The sequence below is a fragment of the Desulfomicrobium norvegicum genome (genome assembly GCF_900114595.1).
In the GTDB taxonomy this organism is placed as follows: Bacteria; Desulfobacterota; Desulfovibrionia; order Desulfovibrionales; family Desulfomicrobiaceae; genus Desulfomicrobium; species Desulfomicrobium macestii.
In genome coordinates, this window is sequence record NZ_FOTO01000001.1 from 844,218 (window position 1) to 863,314 (window position 19,097).

A 19,097-nucleotide genomic window follows, 5' to 3' on the forward strand; every position below is an offset into this window, starting at 1 on the left:
AAGCATGAAAGATTTTATTCGAGGTATGAATCTCAAATAAGTATCCTTTTACTGGTTTATCTAATCATTTCTGCTTATTAAAAAAACAAAACGCATACACAGAAATACTGAGGCCACCCACGCTCTCACCCTGCGCCTCATACTTACGTATGAACACAGACAGTTGAGTCATCCGTTCGCGGACAACGAGCGGACACGAGATGGACTCTCATGGATTGAATGGGCCGAACGTTATCGGCAGGTAAGGAGGGCTGCGTTTCAGGAAGTGATACCCGGCCGCAAAGCCCGGGCCATAAAAGACGGGTCAGGAGCTTTGCGAATCGAGAATAAGGCGGGTCAGATCGTCGATCCCCGGGTCGAGACCGATCAACGTATCGACATGGTGCCCATCCGGCACATCATGCGCAAAATAGTCCTGCGTATCAAAATACCCACCGTGCAAGAGGGCTTCGGCGGCGCCGTCGACATCCATGAGCTCGGGCAGGGACCAGGCCTGAAAATCATGCATCAGACCGGGGCTGTCGTCCTCTCCCGGGAGCACAAAAGATCCGGCGACGATCTCGCCGTAAAGATCTTCCGCCACATAGCCGTAAAAGGTCGATACCGGCTCCTGCATTTCCGCCGCGTCCCCCACCAACTGCGCTGCGAATTCGTACCTGCCGTCCTGCCAGACCGTCAGCATCCCTCCGAACGGCGGGCTGACCACCAGGCCGTTTTCGGGCACAGGCATACCCGCGAATTCGAGAACCCGAAGCAAGACATCTCCCTCGCCTTGAGTCCAGAGCTGCCCTTTTTCAGCAGGGCGGCTCGCATATTCGTTTTGAGGGGAGTTCATAATCACACCTTTTTCCATTTCATCATTCAGTTACGCCTCATGGTCCGGGCAAGGGTCGCCCCCTGCCCGGAGCCGTCAAATTCAGGCAATGTCAACATTCGAGGTCAGCATGGTTTCCAGGGCGATCTCGATGGTCAGCATGGCCAAGCTTTGGTCTCCATCGCCGTCCCGAACCTGATAGGAGAAGACATCCTCTGCGCCCTGCGGCGCGGAATCATTCAACGTGTAGCCGTATTCCCCGTTGGAATACAGGGTCAACGTGCCGTAAGCGCCTTCAATCGTAACCACTCCACCCTCGGAGATTTCCTGCCAGGTCTCGCCGCCATCATTGCTCACGCCATTGACCCAGATGCCGTCAGCGCTTCCATCATCGTTGTCCAGCACATTCCCGGACCCTATTCCGCCTTCAAAGCCGGAGTCCACCGCGTCGGGATCGTGATTATCAAGGGTAGGCTGGAGGATCTGCACATTGGAGCCACCAAAGGTGTTGCCATTTCCAGCCAGATACCCACCCAGACCCTCAAGTTCGGGGTCAATGACGTTCCCGTCGCTGTCATAGAACACTTGGCCGGCCTTGATGTAATAGGCTGTGATCGTTCCGCCGGTCTGCGCCTCGACCCAAGCCACAAAACCCTGGGGATTGTCCGGGTCCTTCATTTCATTGAAGAGGTTTTCATAATCATCGATCTTGAAGGCCTGCTCCTCGCCGTTCACATCCACCAGGAAGAGGACATTGGAGATGGCGTACCTGATTTCATAATCCTGGCTGAAGTCCACGTGGCCTCTATCGTGCACGGCAGTCACCACATCGTCGCCGAATTCTATGAGCCCGCCCAAAGAGAAGGACTCCGAGGCGCTGTCATCGTCACCGTCCGTGGCGCGAATGTTCACGACCAGCTCTTCAGCGGTCAGAATCTGCACTTCATCCAGGCCGCCCTCCACGCCATCGGGGGCTTCATGCATGATCGGGCGCAGCTGCTCAAGCGTCACCACCCCGTATTCGTTTATGGTCAACGTGAAGGTTGCGTCCTCATTGCCCAGGCTTTCCACCCGGCCGATCACGTTTCCGTTTTCGTCCGTGTAAAGCAGGATCGATTCACCGGTCAGCATGTCCTTCAGCCCGGAGTCGACACCGTCCAATTCTCCGAATGAATACTCAAGGGAAGGATCGCCACCCTCGGAATACTCGCCGTTGTACTGCACCAGCTTTGGGCCGTCAGCGCCGAATACAACCTGAAAAACCCCGCCCGCGCTTGCGGTGTCGGTATTTGTCGGCTGCTCGTTGCTCCCACCCGGCAGATAGCTGTCCTCGGTGCGCAGGGAGAGGCTTGCCTCTGGCACGACGTCGATAACCGGACCGTCGTCGAGCACATTGACCGTCAGGGAACTCGTCGCAATGATGGCACCATTGTTGACGACCTGCATGACAAAAACGTCCGGCAGGCTGTCGTCGTCAAACCTTCCGTCACCACCGCCGTTCTCTTCGGGGACAGGATGGTCGATGTTGCCGTCCAGGGTGTACTCATAGCTGTACGTTCCGTCGGGGTTCTGCGTAACCACAAGGGTCCCGTACTGGCCGTGAACAATGCCTCCTCCAGTTACATCCACATCCTCGTCCACGCCTCGAATGAAGAGCTGGTCCTCCCCTCCGGGACCCGGCGTGAAGGGGATGGCGCCGCTGGTGCTGTCCGCGGTTCCGCCGTCGTTGCTTCCCGGCCACTGAACCTCGCCTTCATCAAGCGAACTCTCTTCGACCTGGGTCACAACCGGCCCGAGCACCGGCGGGGTCGGGATTGACGGAGTCGGGATTGGCGGGGCTGCATCAGCCTCTTCGATCAAATCGTCGGCCTCCAGGCTCTCCACCGTGATCGATGTGAACTCGCGGGGATCAAGCCCGCCCAGCCTGTCCACTCCCGCAATGAGGTTTCCTGCGTCATCCCTGTACTCACCGACACCACCACTGCCATCCGCGCCGCCCTCGGGACCGGCCGCAGGCTCGATCTCACTCTCACCAAGCGCGGCCAGAAACTCCTGCATGTCCAGGATGGTTCCATCAGGCATGACCACATTGGGTGCCTGAGCATCGCCAAGGTCGGTAAAATCAAGGACCACCTGGCCGCCATCCGCGAAATTGAAGACCACGTTGCCCCCATCCATCCTGACTTCCGCCTGATCAAAGGCGCCCTCAAGAATGAAATCCTGACCCGGGACAGCGGTCAAAACCATAACCTGCCCGACGGCAGGAGCCTGAACGGCCAATCTGGTGTTTTGTGTTGTTGCGGCCATGGTGTCCTCCTTGACGACAATTCCTGTTTTTTTGACGTCGCCCGTGTTGAAATCAACCTTTGCACGACCATCAAACTGCTTGTCTTACAAATGGTCATCCGGCGCCTGAAAGACAAGCATGAAAACAGGACCGGAAAGGTATGAATTTTCCGGCCCGAGCAAACAAAAAATTAATTATTCATTACAGATGAATACAAAAAAAAAGAGCTGCGGAGCCGCAACGCAACACAAGTCCGTCCATCCCGTCCGTTGGTACTTTCGGGCTAGCCAGCGCTCTTAGCCCCTCGCAAAAATAGCTTCAACATACTAATTTCATTCTTTTTACAACCAAAACAGCAAAGACTGTCATACATTTGCGACACCGCAAGCAACCGCTGAACATCCCCTGCAAGGGGCGGCCGTAAACAAGCGCACCCGAGCGGATTCAAGAAACCAGGGTCACTCCATGAACCGGACGGACCAGTTTGCAGATCAAGGGCGGGGTGAAAAAAGATACAGGCTGAAGCAGAGACTTCACATCAAAAAATCCCCCGTCCAGTGACGAGGGATTGCAGCGAATTGTGGTGTTTGGCAGAAGGGCGCGGGTTTGCGTTTTATCCCGCGAAGCGCTTCATGAATTGAAGGAATCAAGAATGAGACGGGCCAGGCCGTCGTCGAAGTCGGAGTCCAGGGCCGCCGCATCCAGATGTTCGGAAGGATGGTCCAGACCGGACGCCTCGTGCAAGTAGACTTCCACGGGCTCCATCCCGGAAGCTGCCAGGAGTTCTTCGGCGGCGCCGTCGACATCCATGAGTTCAGGCAGGGACCAGGCCTGGAAATCATGCATGCCCTCGGGCACGCCCGCTTCCTCACCCAGTAAAAAGGACCCTATGAAGGACAAACCGTCATCGGTCTCGACCACATAGCTGTAGTGGGTCGCGATTCCTCCCGTCTCGACGGGCGAGGAGGTGAACGCATAGCTCCCGTCGGGCCACACGGTCAGTTCGCCGCCTGCCGGCGGGCTGATGACCAAACCCTCATCAGGCACGAAAAGCCCCGCAAATTCCACGACTCGCAATGAATTCGAATCATTTCCATCTTCCAGGAGTCGACCTTCTCCGGAGAGAAGATCTTCCATGATGCTCTGGGTTGGCCGTGTCGGTTTCATGATCGCCTCCACCCTTTCTTATGATGACATTCCCACCGTTGCCGACTGGGATGGGCGCATCGTCCTTCAAAAACGGGGGAAAGGGAAGGCCCTTTCCCCCGGTCCGGTTCAGATGTTGATATTGTTGGTGATCATGGTGTTGATGACATCGTCGATGGAATCATCAGCGCCAACCCCCGTGACCGTGATGGTCGCCACATGGGTGTTGTAGTCTCCGCCCGCGCCATCCTGATCGATGCGCACATCGACCGTGGCCTTGCCATCCAGACCAAGTGCGCCCGTGATGTTCACGTAATCAAGAGGATCGGAACTCGTTCCCGAGAGCAGCGCGGAGAGGTCGAGAGTGTCGCCATCGGGGCCAAGCTCGAAGTCGAGGATGGTGTCACCCGTCACGGCTCCATCCGGCACGTCACCCGCCGCGTACGAGAAGGTGTCCTGGCCGGCGCCGCCGGACATGGTGTCGTTACCGGTGCCGCCGACTATGAAGTCGTCGCCTTCCTGACCATGGATGATGTCGTTGCCCGCGCCTCCGTAGAGCATGTCATTGCCGCCTTCGCGACCACTCTCCTGCGACAGGGTGGCATGATTGTTCCTGATATAATCCAGGGTTTGCGCACGATCCCAGGTATCGAATCCGGGCACGGTGGACATGCCCGCCTCAAGCTGTTCGAAGACGAGCCATCCGGAACCGGCCGCCACGTTCAACCCGGCGGCAGTCGCAAGCACGTCCGTAAACAGCACATCACCGAAGATGATGTCATCGCCGGCATTGCCCATGACTATATCGTCACCGGCAGCGATCGACACGGTCGAGGCGCCGGTCAACTCACCAATGACGTCGTTCAGTTCTTCGGCGGAAGTCACATTGGTAGCAGCCCCACCTGCGCCTTCAAGCTGCGACAGCAGAGTCAGGGCATCCTGATTGACACTGATGCCCACCGCTTCGATGGTAAAGCCCTGGGCGCCTCCAGGACCGGGTGATTCAATCAAATCCACTTCATTCTTGCTATCTCCCGGAATGTCTCCCAGAACGTGGCGCATTGCGTCGGCGGCACTCACGGACACCACCTCACCGCTATTGTTCAATGCCCGATTGGGCTCCCCGTCGGAGACGAATATGACCTTGTTGAGATCGGCGTTTTCAAGGGGAGCGCTAGACTCAATCCACTGGTTCGCCTTGACCAGCGCGGCTTCGTAGTTCGTCCATCCCATCCCCGCCGTCATGCCATTCACGGCCAGCAGCGCGCCCTCCAAGCCAGTCAAACCGAGGTTGTCAACTCCGTTTGAAGTAATCATGAAGGTACCCAAAGATTCCGCATTGGTGCCGAACTTGACGATATGCACCTGCACATCCTTGGCCTGGGAATTCTTGAGCCCATTCAGGGCGTTTGCCACTGCCGCCTTGAGACCGTTCAGCTGGGCTCCGGACATGCTGCCCGAATTGTCGAGCACCAGCACGATGTTCGCCACCGTACCCGGGACGAGTGTAGCCCCGCCTGGATCGCCAACCAGGATGTCTCCACCCGCGTTGCCCGTGATAGAGCCATCACCTGCGGCAGGGACTGTGTACACGGAACTGCTCCCGCCGATGTCGTCGTCCGCGGAGCCCACTATTAGCGTCCCCGAAACCTTCGGATCGAACTGGACGCTCAGGTTCGTCATGGCCACATCACCGTCCGCGTCGGCGACAGCCACAGTGAAGACGGTATTGACCGGCAGATCCACCGTCTTCTCCACGATTTCCGTTGCAGTGACTCGGAATCCATTGCCCCCGGTGTCGGAGAGATCTATCCTCGTCAAGTTGCTCAGGGTTGTGGGAATGCCGGTCATGATCCCTTCGGAGAAAACCAGCACGCCCGTCTCGGTTGTGATTACTCCTTCGGAATTGGTTCCGTAGGCGGTCCAGCTCACTTCGTTGGTCGCTTCGCCACCCTGGATATCAATGCTGAACTGCGCAGCTTCAACACTTCCCTCGTAGAAGAAGTAGATGGCTTCTGCGCCGTCAACAAACTGGTTGCCAACTCCAAGGCCCTGTTGACTTGCGTTGACTCCGCCCGTGGAGGAATCGACGGTCGTGATCACCCTTTCGGTTGAAGGAATGACACTTCCCGGCTTGTACAGCTTCCCTGCGTCCGTGAGCAGCAAATAATCCTCGTTAGCGCCAATGTTCTGATTGAAGATCGTTCCAAACGTCTGGCTGGACGCGTCGAGAGTGCCATCCATGACTATGGAGTACTGCCCCGTCGCCACATCAAAGGTCAGGGTGAAGATGAGTTCCTGATCGACACCATTCGTATACACGCCTGGAATTTCGCTGGTGTAGGCGAACAATATGGAGGTGTCTTCAGGATCGACATAGTAGTAAACCGTCTCGCCTCCGGCAGTGAGCGCCGAAGCAGAGTAGACCACTTCGCCACCGTCCCAGCCGGAAACATTCCAGCTGAGGTCCGCCGATCCGGGAAGATCGACGCCCATCGCCAGGTCGGAAGTTCCGGTTACCTGAGCGTCTGGGTCATTGAGCAACGTTGCCGGCTCGATGGAGGTCAGAGTCGGGCCGTCGTCCTTGAAGCTGATGAATGCGCCAATGCCCACTGCATCCATGGCCACGTCCTGGTCGCCGTCTTCCAGGGTCACCACTGCGGACAGCTTGTTCGCAAGGGTGATGGCTTCATCGTAACTTGATGTGTCGGCAGGATTGCCTTCGAGGGTCGCCGGATCAGGATGCACCATGGCCACATGTTGCGTGACGCTCAGCTTGCCGTCCTCGCCAATCTCGATGGTGAAGGCGTCATGCGTACCCGAGCCGTCCGTGTACTTGCCGTAAACCACATTGTTGTCGTCAGGATCGGCCACAAGGGTGATCAAATGCCCGCCAACGGTGGTCTTGAACCCTGTCGCGGAATCGTCGATGCGCAAAGACACGTCCGGAGTGCCGCCGTCAGCACCCGCAGCGGGGGCTACCGTGTATGCAAAGATGGACTCCGCGCCCGTAACCTTCACGCCAAGCTGACTTGTTTCGTCGGTCACAACCGCGCCAAGAACCTGCTGCTCAAGGCCTATGTTCAGATCAATGTCCACGGCCGGGCCATCGTCCTTGAAGCTGATGAATGCGCCAATTCCCACCGCGTCCATAGCCACGTCCTTGTCGCCGTCTTCCAGGGTCACCACTGCGGACAGCTTGTTCGCAAGGGTGATGGCTTCGTCGTAACTTAAGGTGTCGGCAGGATTGCCTTCGAGGGTCGCCGGATCAGGATGCACCATGGCCACATGTTGCGTGACGCTCAGCTTGCCGTCCTCGCCAATCTCGATGGTGAAGGCGTCATGCGTACCCGAGCCGTCCGTGTACTTGCCGTAAACCACATTGTTGTCGTCAGGATCGGCCACAAGGGTGATCAAGTGCCCGCCAACGGTGGTCTTGAACCCTGTCGCGGAATCGTCGATGCGCAGAGACACGTCCGGAGTGCCGCCGTCAGCACCCGCAGCGGGGGCTACCGTGTATGCAAAGATGGACTCCGCACCCGTAACCTTCACGCCAAGCTGACTTGTTTCGTCGGTCACAACCGCGCCAAGAACCTGCTGCTCAAGGCCTATGTTCAGATCAATGTCCACCGTGGGCATATCGTCCACGATCTTGATGTAGAAGTCCTTATCCAGAGTGATGGAGTCGCCGTCAGCGTCTGTGGCCTTGACTATGGAGGACATGTCCAGGAGCAGGAGATTTTCCCCTCCGCCGGGAGCGTGATCCAGAGGACCTTGCAGGAGGAAACTGAAATGCCCGTCGCTCTGCAAGGTGAGTGTGAAGACCGGAACTTCGCCAGCCGTTGCGGTGAGCACGTTCCCTTCGACCAAATAGGTCACGGGGATCCCACCGGAAGTCAGCTCCGGAAGTCCCGAGGTGTCAGGCAGCATGCTGAAGGTCCCGTCTTCATCCGCGCCGAAGGAGACCTGGGATGCCAGGGATCCCGTTGCCAGCTTTGTGTCCGGCCACCCATCAACGGGCCGACCCCATATCGAAAAGTCGTTCTCCTCCTGGTTGCCATTAGGAAGCATCTCTTCCTCCACGATCTTGAGCACCGGGAAGATACCGTCCTGCTCGGGCACGTCATCGGTCACGTTGATGGTGAAGCCTCCCGTCAGGGTGATGGCGTCGCCGTCGCCGTCCGTGGCCACGATCACCGACGCCAAATCGATGGGCAGGTTGTTCTGACCGTCACCGACGGGATGATCGAGCTGGTCGTAAAGATTAAACGTGTACTCGCCGTCACTGTCGAGCTCCAGGGTGAAGACGACCCGCTCCTGAGGCAGGGAGATCATCCTGGCGACTTGTACGTCCTCATCGCCGCCAGGCCCTTCGGGCTCACCGATTCCGACATAGGCGATCAGGGTCGACCCTTCCACTCGGTAGCTCAAAGGTTCGCCCTTGGAGTAGAGGTTTTGGGCCACAAGGCCGCTCACATCTTCGGACAGGCTGAATCCGCCTTCGCCCGGTCCGTCCGCGCCGAATACGACCAGGGATGCCAAGGACCCCTTGATGTTGGCGGGGCCACTGTCCCACCACTTGTAAGGATCACCCGTGAAGGAACCATCGTGGTTGCCGTCGTTGGGATGGTTGCCGTCGGAAAGCCAGGTCTTGATATCGTCTTCATCGACGGTCCTGTTTATGGCCGCATCTGTGGCCACCGGCGAATCATCGTCAACGATCATGTTCAGACCACCGACGACGGAATCTCCGGAGCCATCGGTCAGGGTGAAAGAAAAATTGTAGAGGATGTCGTCTTCCGTGCCGGACACGGAATGATCGAGGGGCTGATACAGTTCGAATCTGTATGTTCCGGCAGCCAGATCTGTAACTTGCAGGCTGAATACATCCACCCTGACGGGTTCCAGGGACTCTATTCTGTTGTCATACTCCCCGTTTGGATACTCAGTAATATAGAATGCGTTCAGGGTTGTTCCACCGTCCACGACTTCGTACTGAAGCTCATTCCCTCGGGATTCCACTCCCAGGGCCACAAGGCCCGCCAGACTCCATACGAACGGAGTCGTTGCGGAAGGCCCGTCTCCGCCGAAGTCATAATTGAGCACCCCTTCGGCATACGCAAACTGGGCGGGATGGTCCCCGTCGGCCCCGTCGTCGTTGCCGTCAAAGGGAGTCATGGTCAGTTCGCTGACGCGGAGCCCGTCTTCATCGGCGGCTCCAAAAGCCAATCCTGCCGAAGGCAACGGATTTAAATCTTCGACATCGGCTTCCAGGGCCTCCACCGTAATGGCGGTGAAATCACGCGGGTCCAAACCGCCCAGCTTGTCCACGCCATCAATGAGATTGCCCGCGTCGTCCCTGTACTCGCCGACGCCGCCGCTTCCGGTGGCACCGCCTTCAGGGCCCGCTGCGGGCTCAACGTCTCCCTCGCTCAGGGAGGCTAGAAATTCCTGTAAATTGAGGACCGTGCCGTCCGCCAAGATGATGTTCGGGACCTGGCCATCCGGAATATCACTGAATTCGATGACCACCTGCCCGCCATCTGCGAACTCGAAAACAACGTTATTGTCTGACATTTTCGGCTCTGCCTGGTCAAAGGCGGAGTCGAGCACGATATCCTGTCCCGGGATCGCGCTGACAATTACGGACTGCCCGGCTTCGGGAGCCCTGACTGACAGCTTGGTGCCTTGTGTTGTTTCAGCCATGATAACCTCCATTGTGTTTCACACGATTTATATTCATATTTGCTTAATAGTTTATCACACTTTAAAAACATCACTCCCTCTCATTTTTTTAAATAGTTTCACAAATGATACACGCCAAAATTTTCATCACTGTCAGCTCATAAAATAAAAGTACATTTTATATGCTCTTATACTTTCTGTTATATTCCTAATGGGAATCTATGTTTGCAGGGTCAAGCATGAAAGAAAATCAAGACGGGTATGATTTTTCCAGCGATTTCAGGGGAACGACAACGCCCTGAAATATATAGGACAAAATGTCATACACGGAAAAAGTATGAGCGGTGGAAGGCGGCTGGAGCCGCGCCTCTCATACTTTCGGGTGAGAGAAGAAAAACCGAATTTCCCTTGCAAGATGGCGGGTCAGGACTTAGTTTCCGGCAACATATCAATATCATCGAGGCCAAGCACGCATGAATGATCCCAAGGTCGCCATACCCATACCGGCTCCACAGGCCGCCGCCAAACCGCGGCCGGCAATCACCGCCCAGATCAACCCTTCACAAGTTTATTTCACCCCACCGCTGGTGGGATGTTTGTCCGTGATATCCCGCCTGCAGGGCCGGCCAGTCAGCGCCACGGCCCTGGAAGCAGGCCTGCCGCGCACCCAGGAAGGCATGACTCCTTATGCGGTGATCCGCGCGGCGCGGCGTGAAGGCATAGACGCTCAGATCGCGCACAAACCGGTCATCGACAAAATCTCCCCCCTGAACCTGCCCTGCATCCTGCTCATGCAGGACGGCTCGGCCTGCGTGCTGGTCAGCGTGACGTCCGGCACGGCCCGCGTCATCATGCCCGAGACCCCAGACGCACCCTTCGACACCCCGGTCGAGAAGCTGAAAGAAACCTACTCCGGGCACGCCGTCTTCGCCCGGCCCAAGGCCAGCCTGGACGGCAGGACCGAAGGGCTCAAGATCTTCAACACCAAGAAGTGGTTCTGGGGCACCATTTTTCATTTTCTGCCCATTTACCGACACGTCATCCTGGCTACGATTTTCATCAACCTGCTGGCCATCGCCTCGCCTCTTTTCACCATGAACGTGTACGACCGGGTCGTGCCCAACAACGCCCTTGAGACCTTGTGGGTGCTGGCGGTGGGTGTCGGCATCGCCTTCTTTTTCGACTTCGCGCTCAGGAACCTGCGCGGCTATTTCGTGGACGTGGCAGGCCGCAACTCCGACATTCTGGTGGCCAGCAAGCTCATGAGCCACATTCTGTCCATCCGCCTCGACCACAAACCCGAATCCACGGGAGCGCTCGTCAACAACATGCGCGAGTTCGATTCCCTGCGTGAGTTCTTCAGTTCCACCACACTGCTTGCGCTGGTGGATCTGCCCTTTTTGATCCTGTTCATTACCATCATCTTCTACATCGGAGGCCCCGTCGCCTTTGTTCCGGCCGTAGTCGCGCCCATCGTGATTTTGGTCGGCATCATCATGCAGGGCCCGCTGAAACGCGCCATCGAAGGCGGCTACAAGGAATCGACCCAGAAAAACGCGTTGCTGGTCGAAACCGTGAGCGGCCTTGAGACCATCAAGACCAGCCGGGCCGAAGGCTCCATGCTCGGCCGCTGGGAAAACATCGTCGGCATGGGCGCAAAATCGGCCATCCGCTCCAAGTCGCTCTCCACCTTTTCTCTGAGCTTCACCCAGTTCGCCTCTCAGATCGTCTATTGCGGCGTCATCATCTGGGGCGTGTACCGCATCTCCGAAGGCGCGATGACCATGGGCGGACTCATCGCCTGTTCCATCCTGGTCGGCCGGGCCATGGCCCCCCTGGGCGCGGTGGCGGCCATGCTGACCCGCCTGCAACAGAGCCGCATGGCGCTCAAGAACCTGGACCTGCTCATGCAGATCCCAAGCGAACGCCCCGAAGAAGTCCAGCACCCCGAACATCAGGATCTGCGCGCCAGCATCACCTTCGAGGATGTGAGCTTCAAATATCCAAGCGCCCTGACCAACGCCCTGTCCCACATCGACCTGCATATCGCGCAGGGCGAGCGCGTAGCCATCATCGGCAAGATGGGCTCGGGCAAGACTACCCTTGGCAAGCTTGTCAACGGCCTCTACGAGCCGCAAAAAGGGGCGGTGAAGATCGGCGGGCTTGACATCCGGCAGATCGACCCGGCCGAATTGCGGGCCAAGATCGGCTACATGGCCCAGGACAATTTTCTTTTCCACGGCACGGTGCGCGAGAACATCACCCTCGGCGCGCCCCACGTCAGCGACCAGGCCCTGCTGCGCGCCGCGACCATCGCCGGGGTCACGGACTTCATCAAGAACAACCCCGCCGGCTTCAACCTGCAGGTCGGGGAGCGTGGCCTGTCCCTTTCCGGCGGCCAGCGCCAGGCCATCACCATCGCCCGCACCCTGCTGCTCGACCCGGACATCGTCATCCTGGATGAACCCAGCAGTTCCATGGACGTGGGTGTGGAGGCCGTGCTCAAACTTCGTCTCTCTTCGGCCCTGAAAGGCAAGACCCTCATCCTCATCACCCACAGACCGAGCCTGTTGTCCCTGGCCACGCGGGTCATCGCCCTTGAGGGCGGATCGATCATCGCCGACGGACCGCGCAACGAAGTCCTGACCGAGCTGCAAAAGCGCGGCAACGGAGCCAAAAATGTCTAATCGAGTATATTCCGAATCCGACCTTGAATACATGAGCGTAGTCGACGCGGCCATGTATCGCCGGGGGCACCGCTGGGCCTACGTGCTGTCCGCGACCATCTGCCTGCTCCTTGGCTCGCTGCTGGTCTGGACCCACTTCGCCATCCTCGACGAGGTCACGCGCGGCATGGGCCAGGTCATCCCGTCCCAGCGGGTGCAGATCATCCAGAACCTCGAAGGCGGCATCCTCGAAGAAACCCTGGTGCGGGAAAACCAGCTCGTAGAAAAGGGCGACATCCTGGTCCGCATCAGCAACGAACTGGCGCAGAGTTCCCTGAAGGATACGGCCAGCCAGGCATTGGAGCATCAGGCCGCCATCGCCCGTCTCAAGGCCGAATCGTCGGGCACGGAGCCGGTGTTTTCCGAAGAGCTCAAAACCAAGGCCCCAAAGGCGGTAAACGACCAGATGGCCATTTATCGGGCGCGCATGGACCAACTGACTCAGGAAATGAACATCCTGCGCAGCCAGTACACGCAGCGTTTGCAGGAAGCCCGCGAGATGACCATCCGGCGCAACCAGACTGCCCAGGACCTCAAGCTGGCCCAGGAACAGATGAACATCGCCAAGCCCCTCATGGAAAAGAACGTGTACCCGAGAGTCGACTACCTCTCCCTGGAGCGTGCCGTCAGTTCCCTGCGCGGAGATCTGCAGAGCCTAGGCGTGGCCATCCCGCGTACGCAGCAGGCGGCGCAGGAGATCAAGGAGCGTCAGGCCCAGCGCATGGCCGAGTTCAAGGCCACGGCCCTGCAGGAGATGAACCAGCATCAGGTTGAGCTCAATTCCAAGCTGCACGCCCTGTCCGCCGGACAGGACCGGGTCACGCGCACGGACGTGCGCAGCCCTGTGCGCGGCACAGTCAAGCAGGTCATCCTCAATACCGTCGGCGGCGTGGTCAAACCCGGAGAACCGATCCTTGAGATCATTCCCCTGGACGACACCCTGCTCATCGAAGCCAACATCAAGCCCGCCGACATCGCCTTTTTGCATCCGGGCCAAAAAGCCATGATCAAGATCACGGCCTACGACTTCTCCATCTACGGCGGGCTTGAAGGTTCCGTCGAACAGATCAGCGGCGACACCATCGAGGACCAGAAGGGCGAAAGCTTCTACAAGGTCAAGCTGCGCACCCAGGCCTCGGCCATCGTCTATCGCGGCGAGAAACTCCCGATCATTCCCGGCATGACCGCCAGCGTGGACATCCTGACCGGCAAGAAGAGCGTGCTCGACTACCTCTTAAAACCCATTCTCAAGGCCAAGGAGAACGCCTTGAGGGAGCGTTGACCTATTGAGATGGCCCGTCACCACGTTTCTTGTGCTGCTGGCGGCGGCCCTGTGGTTTCCAAGCGATTTCGCGGCAATGGGAACCGGAGCCGCGCCGATGCAAAACCAGACGGGCCAAGTGGAGCTTGCAAGCAGGGACGCGAATGCCGCAACGGGGGGCACCAGCCAAGAGACGAGGCAGGACAACGAATCCTCTCGGATGCCCTCCCCTTTGAAGACGCAAGCGGATATCGGGCCGGACCAGGAACGGGCCAAGGATGCCACCCCGGCCGTTTCGCGGAAACAAGGAGAGGCCCTCGACTCGCAGACAAGCGTTGCTTCGGAGCAGGCTCCGGACACACCGGCAACGGTTGCCAAGGGGGACCGGAATCAAGAATCGTCCACCCCAAAAGCGCCCCTGCCCGTATGGCGTCAAGGCGCCCAGGCACAAGCCCCGACGCCTTCAGGGCAGGCTCCGCGCACAAAATCAGAGACCGGCGATCAGCCTATACGGCTTTTTCAGAGCGCGGCCTTTCGCGGCAATTTCAATGCCCTGCCCAAATGGAAGCGGGTCCTGTCCAAGGTCAAGGGACAGATCCAGACGCTTGGCAGCTGCACTTCGGCCAAGACCTGCCCGCCCGGCGCGACCAGCTGGCAGCGCATCATGAAGCAGGCCAGAGGCAAGGAACGCACGGAACAGCTCAAGATGATCAATTCCTTTTTCAACAAATGGCCCTACCGCCTGGACCAGGACGCCTACGGGGCCTCGGACTGGTGGGCCACTCCGCAGGAATTCCTGAAGATATCCGGAGATTGCGAGGACTACGCCATCATCAAGTACTTTGCCCTGCGGGAGCTAGGCTTCTCGAAGGACGAACTGCGCATCGTCGTGGTCAAGGATCGCATCAGAGGCATCGCACACGCTGTTCTGGCAGTATTCACGGACGGGGATGCCTACATCCTGAACAACATCTCCGACGCAATTTTCACGCACGGCAAATACAGACACTACATTCCGCAATACTCCTTGAACGAGGAGCATCGGTGGTCACACATCCCTGTAGCGAACTAAACTTAACGGAGAGGGGAATATGACAGCATCAAGCAGCAAAGCAGCTCTGCCCGCCATGGGCAAGAACAGGTCGGAACTGGTCATGGGGGTGGCCATCATCTCCCTGATCATCGTGGCCCTTTTGACCTGGGTGGCCTGGAGCGTCCGGGCCAAGCAGGGAGAGCTGCAAGAGCAGATCCAGGGACGGCTCGAATTGCTGGCCACCAGCCGTGCCGAAGTCCTCACGGCATGGCTCTCGGGTCTGGTCGAGCAGACCGACAAACTCATCTCCTCGGACCTCTTTCGCCTTTACGCCACGGACATGGATCTCATCGACGCGGACCCGAGCTTTCTGATCACGGGCATCATCCCCGAAGGCGATTCCTATGACCAGATGGCCCAACTGACCGACCAGTTTCCCCTCATGCACCAGACCTTCTCCGATTTCACGGTCTTCGCGGGCTTTCTGTCCGGACGTATCGTGCACCGCAGCGGACAGTCCTACATCGGCTCCGACTCGAGGGTGAACCCGCTTTCTCCCAGCCAGTCGGCCTTGATTAAAAAGACCTTCGCCTATCCCATGGCCCACTTCTCCCCCTTGCGCCAGACAGACAACGGCCTGGTCATCGACATGTGCGTGCCGATCTTTTCCACTGCCGAGGAAAACGGGGAGAAGAAGGCGGTGGCCGTGGCCATGCTGACCAAGAGCGCGGGCATGACCATCACCTCCCTGCTCTCCAACACCCCGCTCTCGACCAGGGGGGAAAGGACACGGATCATGCAGATGACCGAGGCCGGATTTCAGGAGATCGTGCCCTGGAGCCCTGGCGGGGTCGCTCCCATCCAGGCACCGCCAGAACTGGATTCGGGGCAGCGGCTCGGCTTTGACAAGCGCAACAGCCTGGGTGGCCAGACTTCCGTTTTTTCACTTGGCGTGAAGCTTCCCGATCTTGACCTGTGGGTCATCCAGGAGGTGGATACCCAGAGCGCGACCGTGGGATTGCAGGAGTACACCCGGGTTTCCCTGCTCATCGCGGGCCTCATCGCCATGGTCACGAGCCTTCTCTTCGGAGCCATCTGGTGGCGCACCATGGGCCAGAGCCACAAGCGCATCGCCGGCAAGTTTCAGACCCTGGCCCAGGAGCTCGAACAACAGCGCAACTTCCTGGATTCCATCAACGACTCGATCCCGGATTTCATCGCCGTCAAAAACCTGAACGGCAACTACACCTACGCCAACCCGGCATTGGCCGAAGGGGTGGGACGGCCGGAAGACGAGGTGCTCGGTCTTGATGATATCGCCCTGTTCGGCTTCGACACCGGCAAGCGCCTGGAACAATCCGACGCCCAGACCCTGCAGACCGGGGAGCCCGTGACCGTCACCGAACGCGTCTTCCTCAAGTCGCGGGAACATCATTTCCAGATCACCAAGGTCACCTTGAAGGGCGATCAGAACACGCCGCAAGGCATCGTCTCCGTATTCCGGGACATCACCGCCATGGTTCAGGCCGAGGACCGCAAGCGCCAGGCCATTTCCCAGACCGTGGAGGCGCTGGTCAAAGCCATCGAGTTCACGGACCCATACCTGGCCGGACATTCCCTGCTGATGCGCGACGTATCCTCCCTGCTGGCGGATAGCCTCAACCTGTCCCCTGAAGACAAATCCACCGTGGAAATCGCCTCCAACCTGTCCCAGATCGGCAAGATTTTCATCGACAAGGCGATCCTGACCAAGGTCGACCAGCTTACCGAAGAAGAAAAGGAAATGGTCCAGAGGCATGTCGACCATGCGGCGGACATTCTGCGCCAAATCGACTTCGAACTACCCGTTTACGAGGCGGTCTACCAGATGAACGAACGTCTCGACGGCAGCGGCTACCCCAAGGGCCTGTACGGCGAGGAGATCAGCATCCAGGCCAGGGTCCTGAGCGTGGCCAACAGCTTTTGCGCCATGATCCGCCCCCGGGCCTACAGACCGGCCATGAGCCCCGCGCAAGCCCTTGAGAACCTGCGCTCGGCGGCAAACAGCTACGACCTACACATCGTCGAAGCCCTGTCCGCCGCCCTTGAAACATCACGCGGCAACAGGCTGCTGGAGAAGGCGGGAGAATAGGACCGCGCCTAACACTGAAAAAAGGCCCATGCGCGTGAAGTGCATGGGCCTTTTTTGTGCATCGTGATGCGGGACAGACTGCTGAAAAATCAGGCCTGGAGCTGATTGATCGTGCGGGCCAGCTGGTTGCCAAGAGAGGTCTTGCGGGTAACTTCCTGCTCAACGGAGGCGATGCCCTTGATGACCGTGGAATGCTTGCGATTGAAACGGCGGCCGATGTCCATGAGGGACAGGTCAGTGTGCTTGCGCGCAAGGTAGAAGGCCGTGTTGCGAGCGATGACCCGGTCCCGCTTGCGGCTCTTGGAACGCAGGTCGTCAAAGCCGAACCCGTAGGCCTGGCAAACGAAGCTGATGATCTTGTCGAGATCTATGGAGGCGCTGTCGAGATTGTAGTTCTGGAGTATCTCCCAGGCCAGATCCATGGTGATGTCCATGTTCAGGAGCTTGGCCTTGAGGATGATGTTCTTCAGGCAGCTCTCAAGCTGGCGGACATCGGTCTTCATCCTGTTGGCCAGAAGCTCGGCCACGCTGCCCGGCATGCTAACCTGCGAAGCCTGCGACTTGGCCTGGATGATGCCCATGCGGGTCTGATAGTCGGGCTTGTCGATGACGGCCATGAACCCCTGTGCGAAACGGGAGAGCAGGTTGGCGTCGATGTCGGACAGTTCGCGGGGCAGAAACGTGCTGGTCATGACCACCCGGCGCCCCTGATTCTGGAGCGATTTCAAGGTGTTCAAAAGCTCATCCTGCATTTTCTCCTTGCCCTGGAAGAAATGCACGTCTTCAAGCAAAAGCAGATCCACGTTGGTTCTGAAACGGGCCTTGAACTGCTCCACGGCCTTGGCCTTGATGGCCATGACCAATTGCGAGGCAAACTCCTCGCCGCTCAGGTAGCAGACGCGCAGGTGCTGCCGGTTGGTCTGCCGGGCGATCTCGCTGCCGATGGCCTGGGCCAGATGGGTCTTGCCGAGACCCGGCGCGGAGCACAGGAAAAGCTGATCCGACCCCTGCACGTCCTGACAGAAACTGCGCGATGCGACATAGGCGAGATTGTTGCAGGGTCCGACGATGAAGTCGTCAAAATCATGCCGCCAGTTCTGCACGGTCTGAGTAGGCAGGGCGTGAGCCATGGGCAGGCCCATTTGGCGGGTGATGATCTTTTTGGCGGGCGCGGGCTGAACATGCACGGCCGCGGGCGCATCAGCCTGGGCGGAACAGATCTCGATGGTCGGCGCAAAGCCAAGGGTCTCGGCGGCCGCATCCTTGATCTTGCCAAGCATGCGTTCCCGGACCCATGTGCACACAAAGGAATTGGGCGCACAAAGGACCAGGGTGTCGTTATCAAGACATCCCTGCAAGGGTTTGATCCAGAGCTGGTAATGGCCCGGAGTGAGGTTCTTCTCAAGAGAAAGTGAAATGTGATGCCATGCGTCAATCATGGGAACGGTTTCTAGCCAAGCGACAGCCCTGCGACAACTCCGGTATAACCAGCCAGTCGCGACTTGGCCCAACTCTTTCTATACAGGATAACACTCTAAAATGATTGAACTTCCTTCTTATGCATTGCTTTTGTGGCTCTGACGCGAAGCTGTCATTGTCCCGCAAGACCGGGGTTCCCGAGTTGTCAACACTTAATTTTAAACATCAGAGGAAAACTTTTAAACAGCACCTAAAAAATTATCTCCTATTTTCGCCTATTTTCTTTAAATTTTGATTTTCCAATTTAAAGTCGTGAAAGTTCCGAGGCTTCCAGCATCTACTGACAAACATGAAATATATTATACTTAAATATTAGTATAAAATATTAATTACAAGGTAGGGTCGTTTTTTTCCCATCTCTGAAAGTATCCCGGTACGGGATGAAAAATAGACACAAAAACTCCGAATTTCCTGCATCAAACTGACAAAATGGGGATTAACTCTTCCTAGACCTTGTTTCCAAGCCATCCCACGATTCTGTCGGACATTTCCTCACATCCCCCCAAAAAAAAAGGGCACGTTTCTTGAACATGCC

9 protein-coding genes are annotated in these 19,097 nt (G+C 57.9%); 4 read left to right on the forward strand and 5 right to left on the reverse strand.

Going from position 1 to position 19,097, the window contains the following annotated elements; genetic code table 11:
• Window positions 1–304: 304 nt before the first annotated feature.
• From BMZ24_RS03825 to BMZ24_RS03840, 4 genes are all read right to left on the reverse strand, one after another.
• Window positions 305–835: a hypothetical protein gene (locus tag BMZ24_RS03825; protein WP_143077826.1), complete on the reverse strand. Its 531-nt coding sequence runs from the start codon at window positions 833–835 to the stop codon at window positions 305–307.
• 81 nt (window positions 836–916) lie between these two features.
• Window positions 917–3,121, reverse strand: a complete 2,205-nt coding sequence (locus tag BMZ24_RS03830; RefSeq protein ID WP_143077827.1) for a DUF5801 repeats-in-toxin domain-containing protein — start codon at window positions 3,119–3,121, stop codon at window positions 917–919.
• Window positions 3,122–3,731: 610 nt separating this feature from the next.
• Window positions 3,732–4,268 carry a hypothetical protein gene (locus BMZ24_RS03835; RefSeq protein WP_092189408.1) on the reverse strand — a complete coding sequence of 179 codons (537 nt, stop codon included), beginning with the start codon at window positions 4,266–4,268 and terminating at the stop codon, window positions 3,732–3,734.
• A gap of 108 nt (window positions 4,269–4,376) precedes the next feature.
• A complete protein-coding gene (locus BMZ24_RS03840; protein WP_161949024.1) occupies window positions 4,377–9,953 on the reverse strand; it encodes a T1SS-143 repeat domain-containing protein in 5,577 nt (1,858 codons plus the stop codon).
• 452 nt (window positions 9,954–10,405) lie between these two features.
• On the opposite strand from BMZ24_RS03840, the gene BMZ24_RS03845 reads away from it, so the two are divergent.
• The 4 genes from BMZ24_RS03845 to BMZ24_RS03860 all read left to right on the forward strand — a co-directional run bounded on the left by BMZ24_RS03845 (window position 10,406) and on the right by BMZ24_RS03860 (window position 17,083).
• Window positions 10,406–12,619, forward strand: a complete 2,214-nt coding sequence (locus BMZ24_RS03845) for a type I secretion system permease/ATPase (protein ID WP_092189412.1) — start codon at window positions 10,406–10,408, stop codon at window positions 12,617–12,619.
• Window positions 12,612–13,940 (forward strand): HlyD family type I secretion periplasmic adaptor subunit, encoded by a 1,329-nt coding sequence (locus BMZ24_RS03850; protein WP_092189414.1) that lies wholly within the window; start codon window positions 12,612–12,614, stop codon window positions 13,938–13,940. Before BMZ24_RS03845 ends, BMZ24_RS03850 begins: the two co-directional genes overlap by 8 nt.
• 97 nt (window positions 13,941–14,037) lie before the next feature.
• Window positions 14,038–14,991 (forward strand): transglutaminase-like cysteine peptidase, encoded by a 954-nt coding sequence (locus tag BMZ24_RS03855; RefSeq protein WP_161949025.1) that lies wholly within the window; start codon window positions 14,038–14,040, stop codon window positions 14,989–14,991.
• Between the two features lie 19 nt (window positions 14,992–15,010).
• Entirely contained in the window at window positions 15,011–17,083 is a 2,073-nt protein-coding gene (locus BMZ24_RS03860) for an HD domain-containing phosphohydrolase (protein ID WP_092189418.1), read from the forward strand.
• Between the two features lie 89 nt (window positions 17,084–17,172).
• Here the strand turns inward: BMZ24_RS03860 and dnaA are convergent, their stop codons facing one another.
• The gene (gene dnaA / locus BMZ24_RS03865; RefSeq protein WP_092189420.1) at window positions 17,173–18,522 is read right to left on the reverse strand and encodes a chromosomal replication initiator protein DnaA; all 1,350 of its coding nucleotides are present in this window, start codon (window positions 18,520–18,522) and stop codon (window positions 17,173–17,175) included.
• Window positions 18,523–19,097 lie beyond the last annotated feature (575 nt).